At 60.9% G+C, this 16,406-nt stretch carries 18 protein-coding genes and 1 tRNA gene; 11 read left to right on the forward strand and 8 right to left on the reverse strand.

Features of this window, described 5'->3' with window-relative positions; genetic code table 11:
- The first annotated feature begins 171 nt into the window (after nucleotides 1-171).
- From WBP07_RS13025 to WBP07_RS13035, 3 genes are read left to right on the forward strand one after another with little or no spacing between them, the layout of a single operon-like run.
- A complete protein-coding gene (locus WBP07_RS13025; protein ID WP_395391602.1) occupies nucleotides 172-828 on the forward strand; it encodes a hypothetical protein in 657 nt (218 codons plus the stop codon).
- A gap of 3 nt (nucleotides 829-831) precedes the next feature.
- On the forward strand, nucleotides 832-1,593 hold the full coding sequence (locus WBP07_RS13030; RefSeq protein WP_395391603.1) for a hypothetical protein: 762 nt from the start codon (nucleotides 832-834) through the stop codon (nucleotides 1,591-1,593).
- Nucleotides 1,590-2,531 (forward strand): hypothetical protein, encoded by a 942-nt coding sequence (locus WBP07_RS13035; RefSeq protein WP_395391605.1) that lies wholly within the window; start codon nucleotides 1,590-1,592, stop codon nucleotides 2,529-2,531. Before WBP07_RS13030 ends, WBP07_RS13035 begins: the two co-directional genes overlap by 4 nt.
- A 361-nt stretch (nucleotides 2,532-2,892) precedes the next feature.
- Here the strand turns inward: WBP07_RS13035 and WBP07_RS13040 are convergent, their stop codons facing one another.
- Nucleotides 2,893-3,534, reverse strand: a complete 642-nt coding sequence (locus tag WBP07_RS13040) for a hypothetical protein (RefSeq protein WP_395391606.1) — start codon at nucleotides 3,532-3,534, stop codon at nucleotides 2,893-2,895.
- Nucleotides 3,535-3,648: 114 nt separating this feature from the next.
- Here WBP07_RS13040 and WBP07_RS13045 point away from each other — a divergent pair, with 114 nt between their 5' ends.
- From WBP07_RS13045 to WBP07_RS13060, 4 genes are all read left to right on the forward strand, one after another.
- On the forward strand, nucleotides 3,649-3,831 hold the full coding sequence (locus WBP07_RS13045; RefSeq protein ID WP_395391608.1) for a helix-turn-helix domain-containing protein: 183 nt from the start codon (nucleotides 3,649-3,651) through the stop codon (nucleotides 3,829-3,831).
- 62 nt (nucleotides 3,832-3,893) lie between these two features.
- Entirely contained in the window at nucleotides 3,894-4,274 is a 381-nt protein-coding gene (locus tag WBP07_RS13050) for a hypothetical protein (protein WP_395391610.1), read from the forward strand.
- A complete protein-coding gene (locus WBP07_RS13055) occupies nucleotides 4,271-5,047 on the forward strand; it encodes a Bro-N domain-containing protein (protein WP_395391611.1) in 777 nt (258 codons plus the stop codon). Before WBP07_RS13050 ends, WBP07_RS13055 begins: the two co-directional genes overlap by 4 nt.
- Nucleotides 5,044-5,235, forward strand: coding sequence for a helix-turn-helix transcriptional regulator (locus WBP07_RS13060; RefSeq protein WP_395391612.1), 192 nt, complete (start codon nucleotides 5,044-5,046; stop codon nucleotides 5,233-5,235). The genes WBP07_RS13055 and WBP07_RS13060 overlap by 4 nt, the downstream gene beginning before the upstream one ends.
- Before the next feature lie 10 nt (nucleotides 5,236-5,245).
- Here the strand turns inward: WBP07_RS13060 and WBP07_RS13065 are convergent, their stop codons facing one another.
- The 4 genes from WBP07_RS13065 to WBP07_RS13080 form a co-directional block, all read right to left on the reverse strand.
- Nucleotides 5,246-5,842, reverse strand: a complete 597-nt coding sequence (locus WBP07_RS13065) for a hypothetical protein (protein WP_395391613.1) — start codon at nucleotides 5,840-5,842, stop codon at nucleotides 5,246-5,248.
- Nucleotides 5,839-6,750 carry a hypothetical protein gene (locus tag WBP07_RS13070; RefSeq protein ID WP_395391615.1) on the reverse strand — a complete coding sequence of 304 codons (912 nt, stop codon included), beginning with the start codon at nucleotides 6,748-6,750 and terminating at the stop codon, nucleotides 5,839-5,841. Before WBP07_RS13070 ends, WBP07_RS13065 begins: the two co-directional genes overlap by 4 nt.
- Nucleotides 6,751-6,979: 229 nt before the next feature.
- Nucleotides 6,980-8,470 carry a tyrosine-type recombinase/integrase gene (locus WBP07_RS13075; protein WP_395391616.1) on the reverse strand — a complete coding sequence of 497 codons (1,491 nt, stop codon included), beginning with the start codon at nucleotides 8,468-8,470 and terminating at the stop codon, nucleotides 6,980-6,982.
- Between the two features lie 114 nt (nucleotides 8,471-8,584).
- Nucleotides 8,585-8,675 (reverse strand) — tRNA-Ser (locus WBP07_RS13080).
- 75 nt (nucleotides 8,676-8,750) lie between these two features.
- Here WBP07_RS13080 and WBP07_RS13085 point away from each other — a divergent pair.
- Both WBP07_RS13085 and WBP07_RS13090 read left to right on the forward strand, forming a co-directional pair.
- A complete protein-coding gene (locus tag WBP07_RS13085; RefSeq protein WP_395391618.1) occupies nucleotides 8,751-9,686 on the forward strand; it encodes a peptidylprolyl isomerase in 936 nt (311 codons plus the stop codon).
- Complete coding sequence (locus WBP07_RS13090; RefSeq protein WP_395391620.1) at nucleotides 9,683-10,003, forward strand: DUF1905 domain-containing protein; 321 nt, start codon at nucleotides 9,683-9,685, stop codon at nucleotides 10,001-10,003. The genes WBP07_RS13085 and WBP07_RS13090 overlap by 4 nt, the downstream gene beginning before the upstream one ends.
- A gap of 101 nt (nucleotides 10,004-10,104) precedes the next feature.
- On the opposite strand, the gene WBP07_RS13095 is transcribed toward WBP07_RS13090, so the two are convergent.
- The gene (locus WBP07_RS13095; RefSeq protein ID WP_395391622.1) at nucleotides 10,105-12,198 is read right to left on the reverse strand and encodes a RelA/SpoT family protein; all 2,094 of its coding nucleotides are present in this window, start codon (nucleotides 12,196-12,198) and stop codon (nucleotides 10,105-10,107) included.
- A gap of 317 nt (nucleotides 12,199-12,515) precedes the next feature.
- On the opposite strand from WBP07_RS13095, the gene WBP07_RS13100 reads away from it, so the two are divergent.
- A complete protein-coding gene (locus WBP07_RS13100; protein WP_395391623.1) occupies nucleotides 12,516-12,995 on the forward strand; it encodes a PilZ domain-containing protein in 480 nt (159 codons plus the stop codon).
- Nucleotides 12,996-13,035: 40 nt separating this feature from the next.
- Here the strand turns inward: WBP07_RS13100 and WBP07_RS13105 are convergent, their stop codons facing one another.
- Nucleotides 13,036-13,458 carry a hypothetical protein gene (locus WBP07_RS13105; protein ID WP_395391625.1) on the reverse strand — a complete coding sequence of 141 codons (423 nt, stop codon included), beginning with the start codon at nucleotides 13,456-13,458 and terminating at the stop codon, nucleotides 13,036-13,038.
- Nucleotides 13,459-13,673: 215 nt separating this feature from the next.
- Here WBP07_RS13105 and WBP07_RS13110 point away from each other — a divergent pair, with 215 nt between their 5' ends.
- Entirely contained in the window at nucleotides 13,674-15,431 is a 1,758-nt protein-coding gene (locus WBP07_RS13110; RefSeq protein ID WP_395391627.1) for a transferrin-binding protein-like solute binding protein, read from the forward strand.
- Nucleotides 15,432-15,498: 67 nt separating this feature from the next.
- Here WBP07_RS13110 and hemF read toward each other — a convergent pair whose 3' ends face one another.
- Entirely contained in the window at nucleotides 15,499-16,365 is an 867-nt protein-coding gene (gene hemF / locus WBP07_RS13115; RefSeq protein ID WP_395391629.1) for an oxygen-dependent coproporphyrinogen oxidase, read from the reverse strand.
- Nucleotides 16,366-16,406 lie beyond the last annotated feature (41 nt).

Genomic DNA, 16,406 nt, shown 5'->3' on the forward strand with positions numbered 1-16,406 from the left:
AAATTAAGATCGTTGACATCATTTCCGATTTGGACATACCCTGAGGGCATCGGAGACGATCGCCCTCGGGCCGCTGACCCTCCGATGCGCAGGTAGGGAAACGCGCTCGGCCGCCGGATACTCGGGCCAGCATCCGCCAACCTCCTGCTTCACCATCGCAGGAGGGTTCCTATGGGCCAGCAAACGCATTTCAGTCGTTTCGACGTACCGTTCGTCTCCGGGGTCGAGCTCGGGGTTTCCATTACATCGCCTTCCAGCGCAGCGGCGGACGTCGCAGAATGGCTGGAAGAGAGCATCGCCGCCGTCCACCAGCTAGATGCGCTGATTGTCTGCGATATCATCAACAAGGCGGACGCTCGCGGTGCGATGAATATCGTCGCGGCCGGGAATAGCGTCGTAACTCTTACGTCGACGCTGGCCCGCCAGCTTGCGATGTGCAGGGGCGTCGTTGACGCTCTGACCTCGCATCTCCCCGACCTACCGACACCAGCCCTTGCGGACCAGCCGCCGATACGGCGTCACATTACTTTACGCCGCGCCGAAGAGCGTTGGCGCGCTACGGTCGATGCTTGGCGCGCGGCCGAAGCCGAACCAATGCCCGTGGACGGGCAGCAGGCCGACGATCTCATCGCGGCTGCTGGCGACCTGTGGTCATCAATGATCGAAACGCCTGCCCCGACCGTGGAAGCCGTTGTCGAGAAGTGTGCCCTCGCACGCGGAACCGGCCTTTTCCGCAGCGACGAGTTCATGGCCGCTCTGCAGCGGGATCTTGAGGCGCTGCTGCCGAGTGAAGCTGCCCAAGCACTCGCCGATGTCCAAGAGGGCTGACACATGGCTTTCCAATTCCAGGTTCACCCTGCCTCCGGCGACGCAGCTCGCGTGGCGTATTATCTGCCCGATCTCCCCGCTGGGGTCAGTTACCAGCTCTATGAACTGATCGGTGTCTACGCGAATGCTGTGAAATGCGGCCCAGATGAGGCTGATGAAGAGGCATTTGCGAAACTCAAGGCATTTCAGGCCCGGTGCCTGCCAGATGTGATCGCCAAGGTCGTGTATCAGCTTCATTTCGACCACCGCGGCCTTAGCGAGACCGGTGACCTCATCATCGTCGAAAGTGCGCGCAAAGGCCCCGAAGCAATCGAGCTGGCGGCGACAATCTTGGGTGAGCTCTATGCCCAGCTCCCAAAAGGCTGGGATGCCGCGAGGCGCGCTTATCACGCGGCGGTCGTAGTCGAGCATGAGCATGATCGTCGCACTTACCGACCGGCCTATCTGGCCGCAGGCAGCCATGACATCGAGCCATCGATCATCGAGGAATCCGAACGGCTGTTAGAGGTGCGAAGCGTTGCTGAGCAATGCCTCCTCCGAACGCCGGCGCCGTCCATCGCTGAATGGGCCATCAAGTTCCTCATCTGCTTCGACTGCGACCGGGACATGAACGGCTACACCAATGAGCTATGCGCCGAGGCGCGCCGATTGCTCGGCATCGCTGGTGAGCCTGGCGATGACCTCAGTGGGGAATTCCCTTTGCTCGAGTCTACCGCCGCTTGGACGGCCCTTCCGGCCCACGATCCCGAATTGAAAGACGCTTGATCATGCGCATTCGTAGCACCCTCGCTTTCTCTGCAGCCCTTGCCGAATATGAGCGTCTTCAGGATGCTTGGATCCAGCACCCTGAATGGAAGAACGACCTGAGCTTCACGCCTGAAGAGGCCAAGGTATTGCAGGGCAACATGCTGGAATCGGCCGACGCAGTGCTCAAGGCCCGAGCGGTCACCAGTCATGACATCGTTCAAAAACTATCGGTGATGCTCGATCACGTCGATGACGATGACCGTGGTTTCGGTTGGCGGCAGATCGAACGTGACATTGAGGCAACGGCTCGCCCCGAGCCGGGACCAGACATGCGATCGGCATTCAAAGTGTGGCGCACCGCATGGTGGGATACCAGCGTCTATGATCTCTCCGAAACTCGGCAGGACGATGAGGCCGACCGCCTACATGACATCATGGTGTCGGCGATGGAGTCCATCTTTCGGGTTCCCTGCGCCACCGCCGGCGACTTCATGGTCAAAGCTTATGTCAATTTGCTTTGGCACGCCGGCCATACCAACACGGCCGGACCGCGCCGGGCCGGCACAGGCAACCTGTTTGACGTCGACCTGAGCGAAATCAACAGCGACAGCTTGATCACTGACAAGCACTACCGCTCGGTCTACGATGACCTTGATCACTGTGACCTCGGAGCGTGCCTCCTCTCTTGCGGCACTATTCATTTCGACCCTGAAGAATGGATGTTAGCCGCAGATCGGATCGGCATGCCGGTCACGCTCGTCGTCCAGCCGAATGGCCGGCAAGGCGTCGCGCGCGGTATGGTGGAGACCGACGACGAGCGCTTGCGCCGCGAAGAGCGTCGCCTTCAGCGCATCATGTCTTTCGAACATGACGTCCGGTGGGAGTTGCTTGCCAACTATCTGAAAGAGCGCCGGCCAGACTGCGTATTGCATGCGCCCGCCCGAGCAGCGGCATGACCTTCCAGCCATTCAGTCTTCCCGCCGTCCCCCCGGGTGGGAGTGTCAGCAGCGGTGGGGTTCAATGCCCCCCGGCCCCGCCGCTGCTGGCACAATCCTGGCTCCTTGCGTGGGGCCGCATCGGCGGCGCTGTGACGATAGGCACCGACGGACGGCTCCAGCCATGGTTCCATCCTGAGATCGGGTGTGCCGACGAGGAGTGCGCCACCGTGCTCCTGGCGGAGCTGGTCGACACCCCCGGCCTGCCAGCCGCGGTACGCATTGTCCTCGGGACCTCCATTCGTTCGAACCGAAAGAAAGCGGCCTGAATGTGGCAAGCTTATATCATCGCGCGATGCACGGGTCTAAAATCAAAACGACCTTATTCGCCCGGAATCTTACCAGGCACCCTATCCATTGGCAGGTAGGGAAATAACCAGTGGGTGTCTGCGGACCGTCGAACAAACCAACCGTTTACTTCGTCCAGCCACGACAGGACCTGAACCCGGGCAATTTTTTCGGCGGCTTCTGTAACACTCTGAAAAACGTCCGAGACGCAAATCACCGGATAACAATACATGCTACGAGACGAGTTTATATCCAATACCCTCAACAAAGACTCTTTGTTTTCAACATAGACTCCATCCGAAATTTCGTTCTCTGATCTAAATTCTTTAAACGAAGAATGTAGAACTCGTGCGTAGAAACGATCACGCAACTGGTTTCTATAGATGGATGCTTGCGCCCACGCGTATGCGGCAGCGAAGTGAGGCCAATGCTTAGTCACAATGGTAGCGGCGGTCGCTGCTGGAAGCCCGATGTGGATAAGCTCCAAAACAGTTACGAGTTGGAACAAATGCTCTGCGCCATAGGCCATCTTGGTCCCCCGGCCGACATTCACCCCTGGCGGAAAACTGAGCCTTTGGAGCTGCTTTAATCTCGCACGGAATGTCCCGACTTTATCCGGGTGAATCTGGAAGTGGGCAGTCAGGATAACTTCCAATTGGCTGTAGGAAAGTTGCATATTCACCCCTGAGATAGAGATACGCCTCTATCCCTTGACACCGAGACGATGCAAGAAGATAGAGGGATAGGGATACATCTGTATCCCAAACGTACTACTATGGAGTTAACGGAGATGCTGTCGGACGATTTGATCGCGGGCGCGCCCGCAGCTGCTCGATATGTCGGCCTGGCGCCACGCGCGGTCTATCACTTAGTCGAGCAAGGCCACCTTCCCGCCATTCGTAAGGGACGGCGCCTATACTTCCGGAAAAGTGAGCTCGAAGAAGCGTTTCGCTCGGAACCGCAGTCGGCGTAAGCAATGCGGTCGAGGAGGCGGCGGCAACCGCCTTCCCCGACCTTGTTCAGTAAGGAAAGCTCATGAACAAGATCGATATAGCGGCACTGAGCATGGCTGTCGCGCCAGAAGTTATCACAGAAATCCGTGAGACGGCATGGGAAGGAACTGTAGCCGTCGAGCGCATTAACGGCCTCGCCTTTGCGATCAGCGCGGCGCTCGACAGTGTTTCGCACGAGGTGATATTGCGTAAAGGTGCAGCGGCGACTGACGACGCTATTGAAGTCCCGAACACGAACAAGCGTGAGTGGGCTGCAATTTCCTCGCTCATGGAAATGCTGATAGAGCAAGCCGACGCATGCGCCAAAATATTAGAGCAAGTTGAAATAGCGGCAGGCAAGGTAACGCGGGCGGATCGTGTCGCGAAGATCATCGGCCTCGATGTTGCGAGACCGGCCCGATGACCGCCATCATGAAACTCAGCTTCGAAGGATCTGAGATCCGGTCCGTCATCATCGACGCCGAGCCTGGCTTTGTCGGCAAAGATGTGTGCCGAAGGCTGGGCTATCTCGATCCGACCAACGCGATGAAACAACATTGCAAGGGGGTGGTGAAACGCCACCCCATTCAAACGGCTGGGGGCATACAGAAGGCTCGTATACTATTCATGCCGGATGTGCTTCGCCTCATCGCCAGCAGCAACCTACCGGAAGCTGAGCGCATGGAACGCTGGATGTTCGAGGAGGTGCTCCCGACCGTCATCAGGACGGGCTCCTATGCGTCCGAGGGTACCGTCACCAGCTTCGCGCCAGCCGCGAAGCTGACTCTTGGCGGCATCGTGAAGCGGGTCACCCACGCAGAGATGGAAGCGATGTTCGGCCAAATGCTTCCTGCGCTGGTCGAACCAATGCTGGAACGAATGGTCGGCGAGCGCCTCATGTCATCCGGCCGCCGGAAGCTGGTCGAAGGGGTGAGCGCCCTGGAGGTCGCCGAGATGGCCGGATACCCGACGGGTCTCCGCCCCCGCGGCTTGACGCAGTTCATCACTCGGAAGCTCCGCAGATATCACGAGGATCGAGGCCATCTGCCCCATCGGACGCCTCACGGTTCGTCTAATGTCCTGATTTACGTCGAGGCAGTGGCCCGGCGCTGGCTTATGGAGGGCGGCAAGTTTGAGATTGATCACTACGCTGCCAAACGAAAGGGCCAAGGTTCGCTCCGGCTGGTGAAGCCATGAGCAAGGCCGCCGATCGATTGATTCGCATGCCCGAGGTCACCGCGATGACCGGGCTGAGCAAGGCGATGATCTACAGGCTGATCGGCCAGCAGCGTTTCCCGACGCAGTACAAACCTGGCGGGTACGCCAGCCGGTGGAGCGAGGTAGAGGTTAAGCTTTGGATTGAGCGGCAGCGCGGTGCCGCATGACGCTCGCTGTTTATACAGGCGTGCCGGTTGGCTCGGGCATCGGCCGTTCGCCGTATTCGGGCGGGTTACGGATGAGGTCCAAGCCGAGTGACAGCCCGTCTCTAAGTGCACGATCGCGGCTCATTGCTTCAGACTTTGCCATATTTACGTTCAGCGTAAGCAGTGATTGCAGCCCCTGATACGCAGGATAAAGCCTTTGCAGAACTACGCCGATGCTTGCTCCTGCAAGTATAAGACTGAGGCCGACTATAGAGCCTTCAGTCACATGAAGGCTTCTTATCGACCATGAGAAACTCACACCTGTAGCGGAAAAGACTTTTGCAAAGGAGATTGCAGCCGTCGCTATTGCCGAAGCCGCGAATAACACTGCCCAGAAGCGAAGCTGCAACCGAAGCGCCCCTGCATACTCTTCTACTCTCCGAGCAGAAATACCCTCACCGCGCAGAATTGTCGCTGTCAGGGTCATCGCGGGCAACAGCCCCGCCATGAGTAATGCGAGGAAACCAATTAGCTCTTGAGTGGCCGCCAGGATGCCAGGGCGCGGTAATGCGTAAAAGAGAGCCGCCCCGAGGATAGCAGCCAGTCCCGTACGCACTATGCCTTTCATGGCGTTAACTCAATCGCTCCCTTCGCGGCCCAAGCCGACATGGCTGAAACCAAGGCCTGGGACGCCCGTTCCCAATCGATCAATCCGCCGGCTTCGAGTACCTCAGCTTGGTGAACAAGTTGTACCAGCTTGCCGTCGTTATTGCCATTCTCATCAACAATGTTCACGCTCCCGTCGACGGCCAGCTCGGCTAACGCCTGGTGGACCGTGTCGGAATCGATCTCTGCCTTGCTTTTCATTTTCAGGCTTTGAACGGTAAGTTCAAGTTTTGCTTTTAAGATAAGGTCCGAACTCATCCCGTCCCTTAATGTTTCAAGCTTGGCTTCATCGGCTCCCGCAGCCTTCAGCATTTCGATGACACGATGTCCGTGAACCATAAGTCCCTCGAACCGAGACGCCGCGCGGCTCAATTTTCGTTTTCCAGGGTCAACCGGCGCTTGGCTCGGGCCTTCTCCTGCGACGACGGCGTATGGCTTCACGATGATTTTTTTTACGCCTCCGCCTTTAGCGATTGAGCCTTGCACCTCGATTTTCGGGACAAGCGTCCACCGTGCGTCAGCCTCGAGCTCTCCTCCGCGAGCTAATAGCCCGTTCAGGTAACTTGCCAAATTGACCGTTCTGAATCCCAACCTCTCGATGGCGGCGACATGGTTACCCATCACCATAAGGTAGACCGGCTCTCCGAGCGATGCTTCCCCTTTCGCTAGTTGCCGCGGCACGACTTCAGCAACCGGCCGAGGCTCTGTAGGGTGAATCCAGGTGGGCAGCGCGCTACGTCCGTCAAGATGCATTACATCCGCGAAGAGTGCGTGGTCCCGAACTGCAGAGAAATTCAAGCATCCCTTGTGTTGCTCGTCTTCTGTAATGGCTACAATTCGTTCACGCGCATCCTTGCCGAGATGACCCACTAGCACTCTTGAAAGGCGCTCTTGTAAAGTGAACTGAGGTTGCCCAACTCCTACTAAGGTGGCTCGACGGTAGTGAACGCGCACCTTCCGAACTACTGCTTCCGACACTAAATCCCCCAAACGAATCAACAAAGATCACACACGACCTACGTAGCTGTGTCGAGACTAATCGTGCAAATTCGCTAAATTTCGACGAGCAATGTTCGAGAAAAGTAGAATTATCACAATTCTATGCGCGGATCTTCGCATTGGCAGCATATCGGATCGGCTGGCCAAGGTGGATTGTCGGCTCCCAGAAATTGGCGGTCAGTAGGTCGGCCCATTCCTGCGCCAGTTCGCGCCGACGGTCGAGATAGGACGCGCGGTTATATGCGCCCTCCACCTTGTTCTCGGGCACGTGGGCCAGCATCAAGTCGATGATCGCTCGGTCCGGCGACGCGCCGGTATGGCCGGTCGCGCGCCACCCCCGGTCCGTCCTCTCATTCATGATCGTCGAGAATGCGGCGCGGAAGCCGTGCGGCACATGCCGGCCACCATACCCGCCCCGAATCAGCAGCGCCCGCAAAGTGTTCTCTGACATCGGCTTGAACGGATTACGCTCGCTGGGGAAGATCAGCGGGAAATGGCCTGTCAGCTGCCGCGCTGCCTCGATCACTTCCAGCGCTTGGCGCGACAGCGGGACGACATGATCACCATCCTCCTCTGCCTTTCGATCCTCATCGCCCTTCATCCTAGAGGCCGGGATCACCCAGCGCGGATCATCGCCGTCTAGGTCGTGCAACTCGTCCCATCGAGCGCCGTGGATCTCGTTCGGCCGGACGGCGGTCAGCGCGATGAAGCGCAGGGCGAACTTCGTCGAGGCGCGACAGCGCTCCGCTTCGCAATCGACCATGAGCTGCCTGAGCGCCGCCAGCTGCTCCTCTGGCCCGCGCTTACCGTCGACGATCGAGGGTTGCTTCCGCGCCTTGGGCTTATCCTTCAGGTTTGCCGTGAGGCCAGCCGCCGGGTTCGCTTCGCACATGCCGGCACCGATGCCGTACGCGAAGATGCCTGCGCAGCGCTGGCGCAGCCGGTGGGCCGTCTCGATCGCGCCGCGCTTCTCCACCTTCTGGAGGACCTCCAGCAACTTGGGCGCCTTCACGGTCGTAATCGGCAGATCGCCGATCGCAGGGTAGATGTCCCGCTCGAGGCTGGTCAGCACGTCAGCGCTGTGGACAGGCGACCACGGCGCGCGGTGCACCGTCCAATGCCGCGCCGTCCGGTGCGACCACTTGCCCTCGTGATCTGCGCGGTAGGCATTCAGTTTTTCCAGCGACCAGCCGCTGTTCAGTTCGAACCACCGGTCACCCACCGATCGCATCGTGTTCGAATGCTCCAGCGCCTTAGCCTTCGCGGCGACGACTTTTTCGACGGCCGGGTCCCGCCCATCCGCCAGCATGCCCTTGGCCTCGTCGCGCTTGGCGCGGGCGGCGACCAGCGTCATCGCAGGATACGTGCCGAAGGTGAGCGTCTTCTGCTGGGGCTTGCCGTTCTCATTCCGGCCGAATGTGTAGTTCATTCGCCAGGAGCGAACACCCGTCGTGCTCACATTGAGATAGAGCGATCCCGAATCTGCAAGCTTGTAAGCTTTGTCCCGCGGCTTGGCCGCTTTCACCTTCGCGTCGTTCAGCATGATCCCGATACCATGGATCGACGGGTCCGATACCACGTCGAGTACCATGGTATCGAGTTGACGCCTGTAGACAACGCGAGACCATGGCTGCCCCAGATGGGGCTAAAACTGGCAGAAAATCAAGGGTTGGTAGACCAGTATGGACCGTCTCAGACGGTCAGTTGGCGGAGCGGGAGGGATTCGAACCCTCGATACGCTTTTGACGTATACTCACTTTCCAGGCGAGCGCCTTCGACCACTCGGCCACCGCTCCGCATGCACTGGAGACGCGCGCCCTAGCGTGCGCGAAAGGCTTTCGCAAGCGTTCCCAGCGTGCCATCACACAAGAATGCGCAAATTCCTTTTGGCCTCCGTGCTTTCCGCCAGTTTTTCAGCCCCTTTGCTTGCAACCGTAGCCGCTCCGCCCGCCACGCCGAGCGATATCGTGGCCGCAGCGCCCGCTTCGGACTGGGTGCGGATCGCGCCCGACAATCTCCTTGTCATGGACCTGGCCCCTGATGCGGCAGGCAAGCCGCGCCGGGTGGTGATTCAGCTGATTTCCGCGCCGTTCTCGCAAGACTGGGTGGAGAATATCCGCAAGCTCGTTGCCTCGCACTGGTACGACGGGATCGCCGTGGTCCGGGTGCAGGACAATTACGTCGTCCAATGGGGCGATCCCGATGGGGAGGATGCGAAGAAGGCCAGGCCGCTGCCTGCCGGGCTGAAAGTGATGACCGATCGCGACTATGCGGCAGCCGACAAATCCGTCGTCGCGAAATATGCCGTGAAGCCGGGGCCGCTCGCCATCCGCGACAACTATGCCTCCGTCGCCTCGTTCCGCGATGGCTGGCCTTATGCGAAGTCCACCGGAGCCGTCTGGCCAATCCACTGCTACGGCTATGTCGGCGTCGGCCGCAATCTGGCGCCCGATGCCGGGACGGGCGCGGAACTCTACGCAGTGATCGGGCATGCCCCCCGCCAGTTGGACCGCAACGTGGCCGTGGTGGGCCGCGTCATCGAGGGGATCGAGAACCTCTCCGCCCTGCCGCGCGGCACCGGGCCCTTGGGCTTCTACGAGGATCCGGCGCAGCGCATCGGGATCGTCTCCGTGCGGATGGGCAACGAAGTGGCGGGCCTGCCGGGGTACGAATATCTGTCGACCGAGAGCACCAGCTTTGCCGCCTATCTGAACAAGCGCGAGAACCGCAGGGACGACTTCTACACCCAGCCGGCCGGCGGGGCGGACGTGTGCAACATTCCAGTGCCGATCCGGATCGCGAAATGAGCGGCGAACATGTCGCCTACACCGGCCGCCTCTGGCGCTGGACGGGCGGCGCGAACAACGGCACCTGGCATTTCCTGACTATCGACGGCGCCGCCGGAGAGGTGCTTTCGGGAACGGCGCTGATGCGCAAGCTGGAGGGCGTTTCGCGTGGGTTCGGATCGCTGAAGGTGAAGGCGCAAATCGGCGATACGGTGTTCGCCACTTCGGTATTTCCCAGCAAGTCCGACGGCGGCTGGTTGCTGCCGGTGAAGGCGAGCGTTCGCCGCGCCGAGGGGCTGGCCGAGGGCGATGAGGTTGAGGTCTCGCTGGAATTCTGACCTTGCGCCGGGACAGAGAGACAAGAAGGAAGCGGGATCCCCGCCTTCGCGGGGATGACGGCTAGTAGAGGACAGGATTAGGATCAGGCACGACGCCCAGCTCAGATGCGCTGGGCGTCCGCCACGGCCTCGCTGGCGCGCAAGGCGCCGACGATCCGCGTCAGGTGGGCAAGATCGCTCACTTCGATGTCGACATCATAAGTGCCGAAAGGCTCATCACGCTGGATCATTTGCAGATTCGTAACGTTGGCCCTGTTGGACGCCAGTATCTGCGTCACATCCGCCAGCGTGCCGGGACGGTTGTAGAGCACCAGCCGCAAATGGCCCACCGCACCGGTGGTCGTTTCGCCCCATGACAGATCGAGCCAGTCGGCATCGACGCCATTGGCCAGCGTCAGGCAGTCGATCGTGTGGACTTCCACTTTGTGATCGGGGCGGCGCAGGCCAACGATACGGTCGCCGGGGACCGGGTGACAGCAGGTAGCCAATTCGAAGCCCATGCCCGGCGTCAGACCACGGATCGAGATCGCCCGCTCCGCCCGCGTCCATTCGGGCTCGTCGGGCAGTTCGGCGGTGCTGCCGGGCATCAGCGCTTCCATCACCTGCCGGTCGGTCAGGCGGGCGGAGCCGATGGCGAACATCAGGTCTTCCTCATCCCGCATGTCCAGTCGCTGGATCGCGGCGTCGATCGCCTTCTTGCCCACGCGCGCGGGCAGGCGCCCGGCGATCTCGTCCAGCAGCTTGGCGCCGATCTCGGCGACTTCGGCCCGTTCCTTCGCGCGCACCGCGCGGCGGATCGAAGCACGCGCCTTGCCAGTGACCACGAAGCCCAGCCACGAAAGCTGCGGTTCGGAGCCGGGGCTCTTGATGATCTCCACCACGTCGCCATTGGCGAGCCGCGTGCGCAGCGGCATGTGCCGGCCGTTGATCTTCACGCCCACCGCAGCATTGCCGAGATTGGTGTGCACTGCATAGGCGAAGTCGACCGCGGTAGACCCCTTGGGAAGCTGGAACAGCGCGCCCTTGGGGGTGAAGGCGAAGATGCGGTCTTGGTAGATCGCCATCTTCGTGTGTTCGAGCAGTTCTTCCGCGTCGTGGCTGGCGTCCACGATCTCGATCAGGTCGCGCAGCCAGCCCACCTGCCCGTCCGGCCGGGAGCCGCCCTGCTTGTAGGCCCAGTGCGCCGCGAGGCCGAACTCGTTCAGGCGGTGCATGTCCTTGGTGCGGATCTGCACTTCCACACGCATCGAGTTCTCGTAGATCAGCGAGGTGTGCAGCGACTGGTAGCCGTTCGACTTGGGCGTCGAGATATAGTCCTTGAAGCGCCCCGGAATCGATTGCCACGTGGTGTGCAGCACGCCCAGCGCCTTGTAGCACTCCTCCACATCGTCCGTGAGCACGCGGAAGGCCATGATATCCGTAATCTGCTCGAAGGTGACGTGGCGCTCCGCCATCTTGCGCCAGATCGAATAGGGATGCTTTTCGCGGCCGGAAACTTCGACGTTCAGCCCCGCCTCGGTCAGCGCCTGCTTGATGGACAGCGCGATCGCGTCGACCTGGCTGCCTTCCTGGCTGCGGATCTGCGCAAGGCGGCCGGTGATCGTGGCATAGCCTTCGGGTTCCAGTTGCTCGAAAGCAAGCATCTGCATCTCGCGCATGTATTCGTACATGCCCACGCGCTCCGCCAGCGGAGCGTAGATATCCATGGTTTCACGAGCGATACGGCGGCGCTTGTCCTCCTTCTTGATGTAGTGGAGGGTGCGCATGTTGTGCAGGCGGTCCGCCAGCTTCACCAGCAGCACGCGCAAGTCCTCGCTCATGGCGAGCAGGAACTTGCGCAGGTTTTCGGCCGCACGCTCGTTCTCGGTCATCACCTCGATCTTGGAGAGCTTGGTGACGCCGTCCACCAGCCGCGCGACATCGGGACCGAACAGCTTCTCGATCTCTTCGATCGTGGCCAGCGTGTCTTCCACGGTATCGTGCAGCAGCGCGGTGATGATCGTCTGCTGGTCCAGCTTCAGCTCGGTCATCAGGCCGGCGACTTCCACCGGGTGGCTGAAGTAGGGATCGCCCGAGGCACGCTTCTGGGTTCCGTGCTTCTGTACGGTGTAAACGTAGGCACGGTTGAGCAAGGCCTCATCGGCCTGGGGCGCGTATTCCTTGACGCGTTCGACGAGTTCGTATTGGCGCAGCATTTCCACCAGAGCATGTCAGGATTTTTTGCGGCGCGGCAAGGGGCAGATGCTGCACATGCAACATTTGCACGCCAGCCCTGCGGCGAAAGTGCAACACGGAGCCCTGTATACCGGGGTCTTGCCGGTGCCTTACCAGTACCTTGCATCCCAACGCGCGGACTCTAACGCCGATCGCCACGCAGAATCCACCAGCAATCGTTTGCATGAGGGATACCACGAGGCCTGCCTTAAACCCGCTTAAAGAGGGGCCGGCGATGATCGCAGAGTGGGGTGCGAATGGCCAACCATTCCGGCACCCGCTCTGCGAGGAGGCTGTAATGGGGAAAGACCTGGACATGGCGGTCTACGCGGCGATCCTGGGAATGAGCGACGATGAGTTGATCACCGCCTCGTTCCTTCCGGAAGCCAACCAGCATCCGCGTGCACCACGGATGCGCACCTTGATCCGCGCCACGGTAGTCGCGGCGAACCGAACTACGGCGGACAAGCTCAAAACCGACGCACCACCGGCCGAGGAAACGACGCTGGTGCGCAACGTTTCGGAACGCGGCATGTGCCTGGTCCTGCGTGGAACCGCGCCGCACGCGGGCGATATCGTGATCGTTCGGCTGCCTTCGCATCAGGAATATCGCGCACAAGTGCGCTGGAGCGACGGCCGGGCCTGCGGCGTCCAGCTGTTCGAGAAACTGGATGTCGATGCCCTGGTAGTGACCGACCGGTACGAGGCGCCGCCGCGCACGCCCCCGGTGGGCGCCACCATCCGGGCCCGACCGACCGCTGCACTGCGACCGTGCTGAAACCTGCCGACCGATTCGGCCCGACCGGTTAGGCGCTTCGTCAGTAGTAGGTGAATGCCGTTACAACGGCGCTACGGGTGTCGCACTTGAACTTCAGCCGCTTGATCTTCGTCTTTCCGTTCTTCTTGCGGACCGTTGCCTCGACTCTTGCGCGCAAGGATACGTCCTCCGCACTCTTCTGGTCCCTGCCCAGAATCTCCCGCAGGCGGACGTCGACGGCGCCAAAATAGGCTCCGCGTTTCCTGGCTTCGGCCACGCAGGCCCGCTCAACCGGATCCCCGCCATCGGCATGCAAAGCCGCCATATGGCCGGAAGCCACGGGCGCAGGCGGCAGCGAAGGATCCTGGCTCCACGCCTTGGACACCATTGCGATGCCGATCACGAAGGCATTGGCAATTGCAAACAGCTTCCACGCCCGATCGTGCATCACCATCTCCTGCCCGCCATCGCGCGGGCGCATCATAATAACGACGATGGTGGCGAATCGGCTGCCGGCCCATTGGGGGCAGCCCGCAGCGGCCGGGGGAAAAGCCCCTAGGCAAAGGGCCGCTATTTACGAAAACGATTGCTGCAGACTTTTAACCAGCCTCCATCCGAAAGTTGCATTTCCCGCCTTGACCGTGGGCGGGCCACTTCCAATAGCTGGTCCTGACTACGTTGAATTGGGGGCATTTTTACATGAAATACCGGATGCTGCTGACCAGCGCGGCGCTGGCGGCGATGCTGTCTGCGTGTGGCGGGGGCGGAGGCTCAGTCGGCAGCACGCCGACGCCCACACCCGCTCCGACACCGACACCGACACCGACGCCGACGCCGACGCCGACACCTGCAAACACCACGCTGACTGATCTCAAGGCCAGCCAGAGCTTCGTCAATGACGCATCGATGTCGAATGCCGTCTTCGACCTCGTCACCAAGACCGGGATCAGCGATTCCGCCGATAAGGCGACGCTGGCAATCGCATACGACGCCAAGACAAACGGTTATACCGTCAGTTCAAACGGCCGTGCACAAACGTTTCTGCCGACCGACATTACCTCGCAGAACGGCTACGATACGGTCTATACCAAACGCGATACCGACAGTTCCGATCTCCTGACACTCACGCGCACAGGCTATGGCAGCTCCACAGCCCGGACTTACGTGGGCCTTGGCTACTGGCAGCACAACGCGACTAGCGGCGACCGCCAGAACATGGACTTCACCACGTTCACCTATGGCTTGGCTACGCCCGCCTCGGCAGTCCCCCGCACCGGCACGGCCGCATACGATATCGACGTGTTCGGCCTCGTCACCAAGCCTGGCAAGGAGCCGATGAGCACGCAGGGAAGCGGCACGTTCAACGTCGATTTCGGCGAAGGCATCTTCTCCAGCCATACCTGGCTGAACGAATACAGCCTCGTCAGCGACGCGGGTGTTTCCGGCGGCGGCATCGAACTGATCACCGCCGGTCAGCTCGGTTCGGGCGACGGCACGTTCTCGGGCAACGCCATTCTGGGCAGTTCCTACGGCCGTTCGAGCGGAACGGTCGATGGACGCTTCTACGGTCCTAACGGTCAAGAGCTTGGCGGCACGTTCCAGGCGGAAGACGGCGCCGGTCTTTCTGCCAGCGGTGCCTTCATCGGCGGGGCGACCGGCGGCGCGGCGACAGAGAACCTGTCGCTGACCGACATGCATCTCCAGCAATATTTCTATACCCGCTACGAATTCGGTGTGGGTCACCTGACCTGGCAGAACTCGGAAACGCTGGACGTCGGCCCGTCCACTTCAGCGCTCTATGGCGGGCAGTTGACGATTAACGACAAGGTCGCCAGCGCCGACCCCAATTTCACCACCTATCGCAAGACATTTTCCAGTACCTACGACAGTCAAGAGATGACGCTGGAACTGTACAAACCGGGACCGGCCAACACTGAACTGGCATTAAGCTATGCCAGCTTCGGCCATTGGTCGACGTCCATTCCAAGCGGTGTCGGCCGAGCCGATATCGATGAATATTTCGGTTATGGCTTCGAAACGCCTGCCGGCCTGCTGGGCGCCAAGACCGGCTCTGCAAGCTATCAAGGCGTCGCCTATGGTACCGGCGGCAACATCAATACCGGGACCAGCTATGACGTTAAGGGGTCATCGCAGTTCACCGTCAACTTCGATGCCATGACCTTCGGCGGTGCGTTGGCGCTGAATGGCAAGGAACAGACGACCGGCACAGCGCTGGACTTCGGCAAGTTCGATATCAACGGCACGATCACATCGTGGAACTGGGGCATGACCGGCAATGTCGGTCGGGCCGACGGCTCGTATGGCGGCATTGCCGCAACGTTCTATGGCCCGGACGGTCAGGAAATCGTTGCTCCGTTCCACGTCAACATGCCCAACGGCGGAGTCGGGAACGAGGCCGTCTCCATCTCGGGCGTTGCCGCGGCCGTGCGGAAATAATCAAAGAAGAATATGCCCGGCCGGCCTCTGTCGCACAGTGGCCGGCCAATCACTCGGCTCAGACTAGTCAGCTCCAGGTCGCCTCGGGCGGCAGGCTCATCAGGATGGCGTCGATATTGCCGCCGGTCTTGAGGCCGAACAGCGTGCCCCGGTCGTAAACCAGGTTGAATTCGGCATAGCGGCCGCGCCATTCGAGTTGGCGGGCCTTGTCCTGTTCCGAGAACTCCATGCCCATGCGGCGGCGCACCAGGCGGGGGAACACCGCCAGGAACGCCTCTCCCACTGCGCGGGTAAAGGCGAAGTTCGCTTCCCACGCCGCCTCGTCCGCACACTCCAGGTGATCGTAGAAGATGCCGCCGACGCCGCGATGGACCTTGCGGTGCGGGATATAGAAGTAATCGTCCGCCCAGGCCTTGTAGCGCTGGTAATAGTCCGCGCCGTGGGCATCGCAGGCGGCCTTCAGCTCGGCATGGAACTCGGCCGTATCCTCGTCGTAGGGGATTGGCGGATTCAGGTCGGCGCCGCCGCCGAACCATGCCTTGGTCGTCGTCAGGAACCGCGTGTTCATGTGCACCGCCGGCACGTGCGGATTGGCCATGTGGGCGACGAGGCTGATGCCCGTTGCCGAAAAGGCGTTCTGCTCGGCAGAGGCGCCGTTGATGGTGCCAGCGAAGTCCTTGGCAAGCGATCCGACCACGGTGGAGATGTTGACGCCTACCTTCTCGAACACTTTGCCCTTCATCAGCCCGCGCGTGCCGCCTCCGGTCTCGCCCTCTTCGCCGCCTTCGACCGCCGCGCGCTTCCACGGCGTGTAGCCGAATGCCGCCGACGAGCCTGCCTCACGCTCGATCGCCTCGAACTCGGCACAGATCCGGTCGCGCAGGGTTTCGAACCATTCGCGGGCGCGTTCGGTTTGGGCGGTCCAGTCGGTCATGCAATCTCCCCTTCAGCGGGGCGCTTGCCAAAACCCACGGC

Origin of the sequence: Novosphingobium oxfordense (assembly GCF_044029435.1) — a bacterium.
In the GTDB taxonomy this organism is placed as follows: domain Bacteria; phylum Pseudomonadota; class Alphaproteobacteria; order Sphingomonadales; family Sphingomonadaceae; genus Novosphingobium.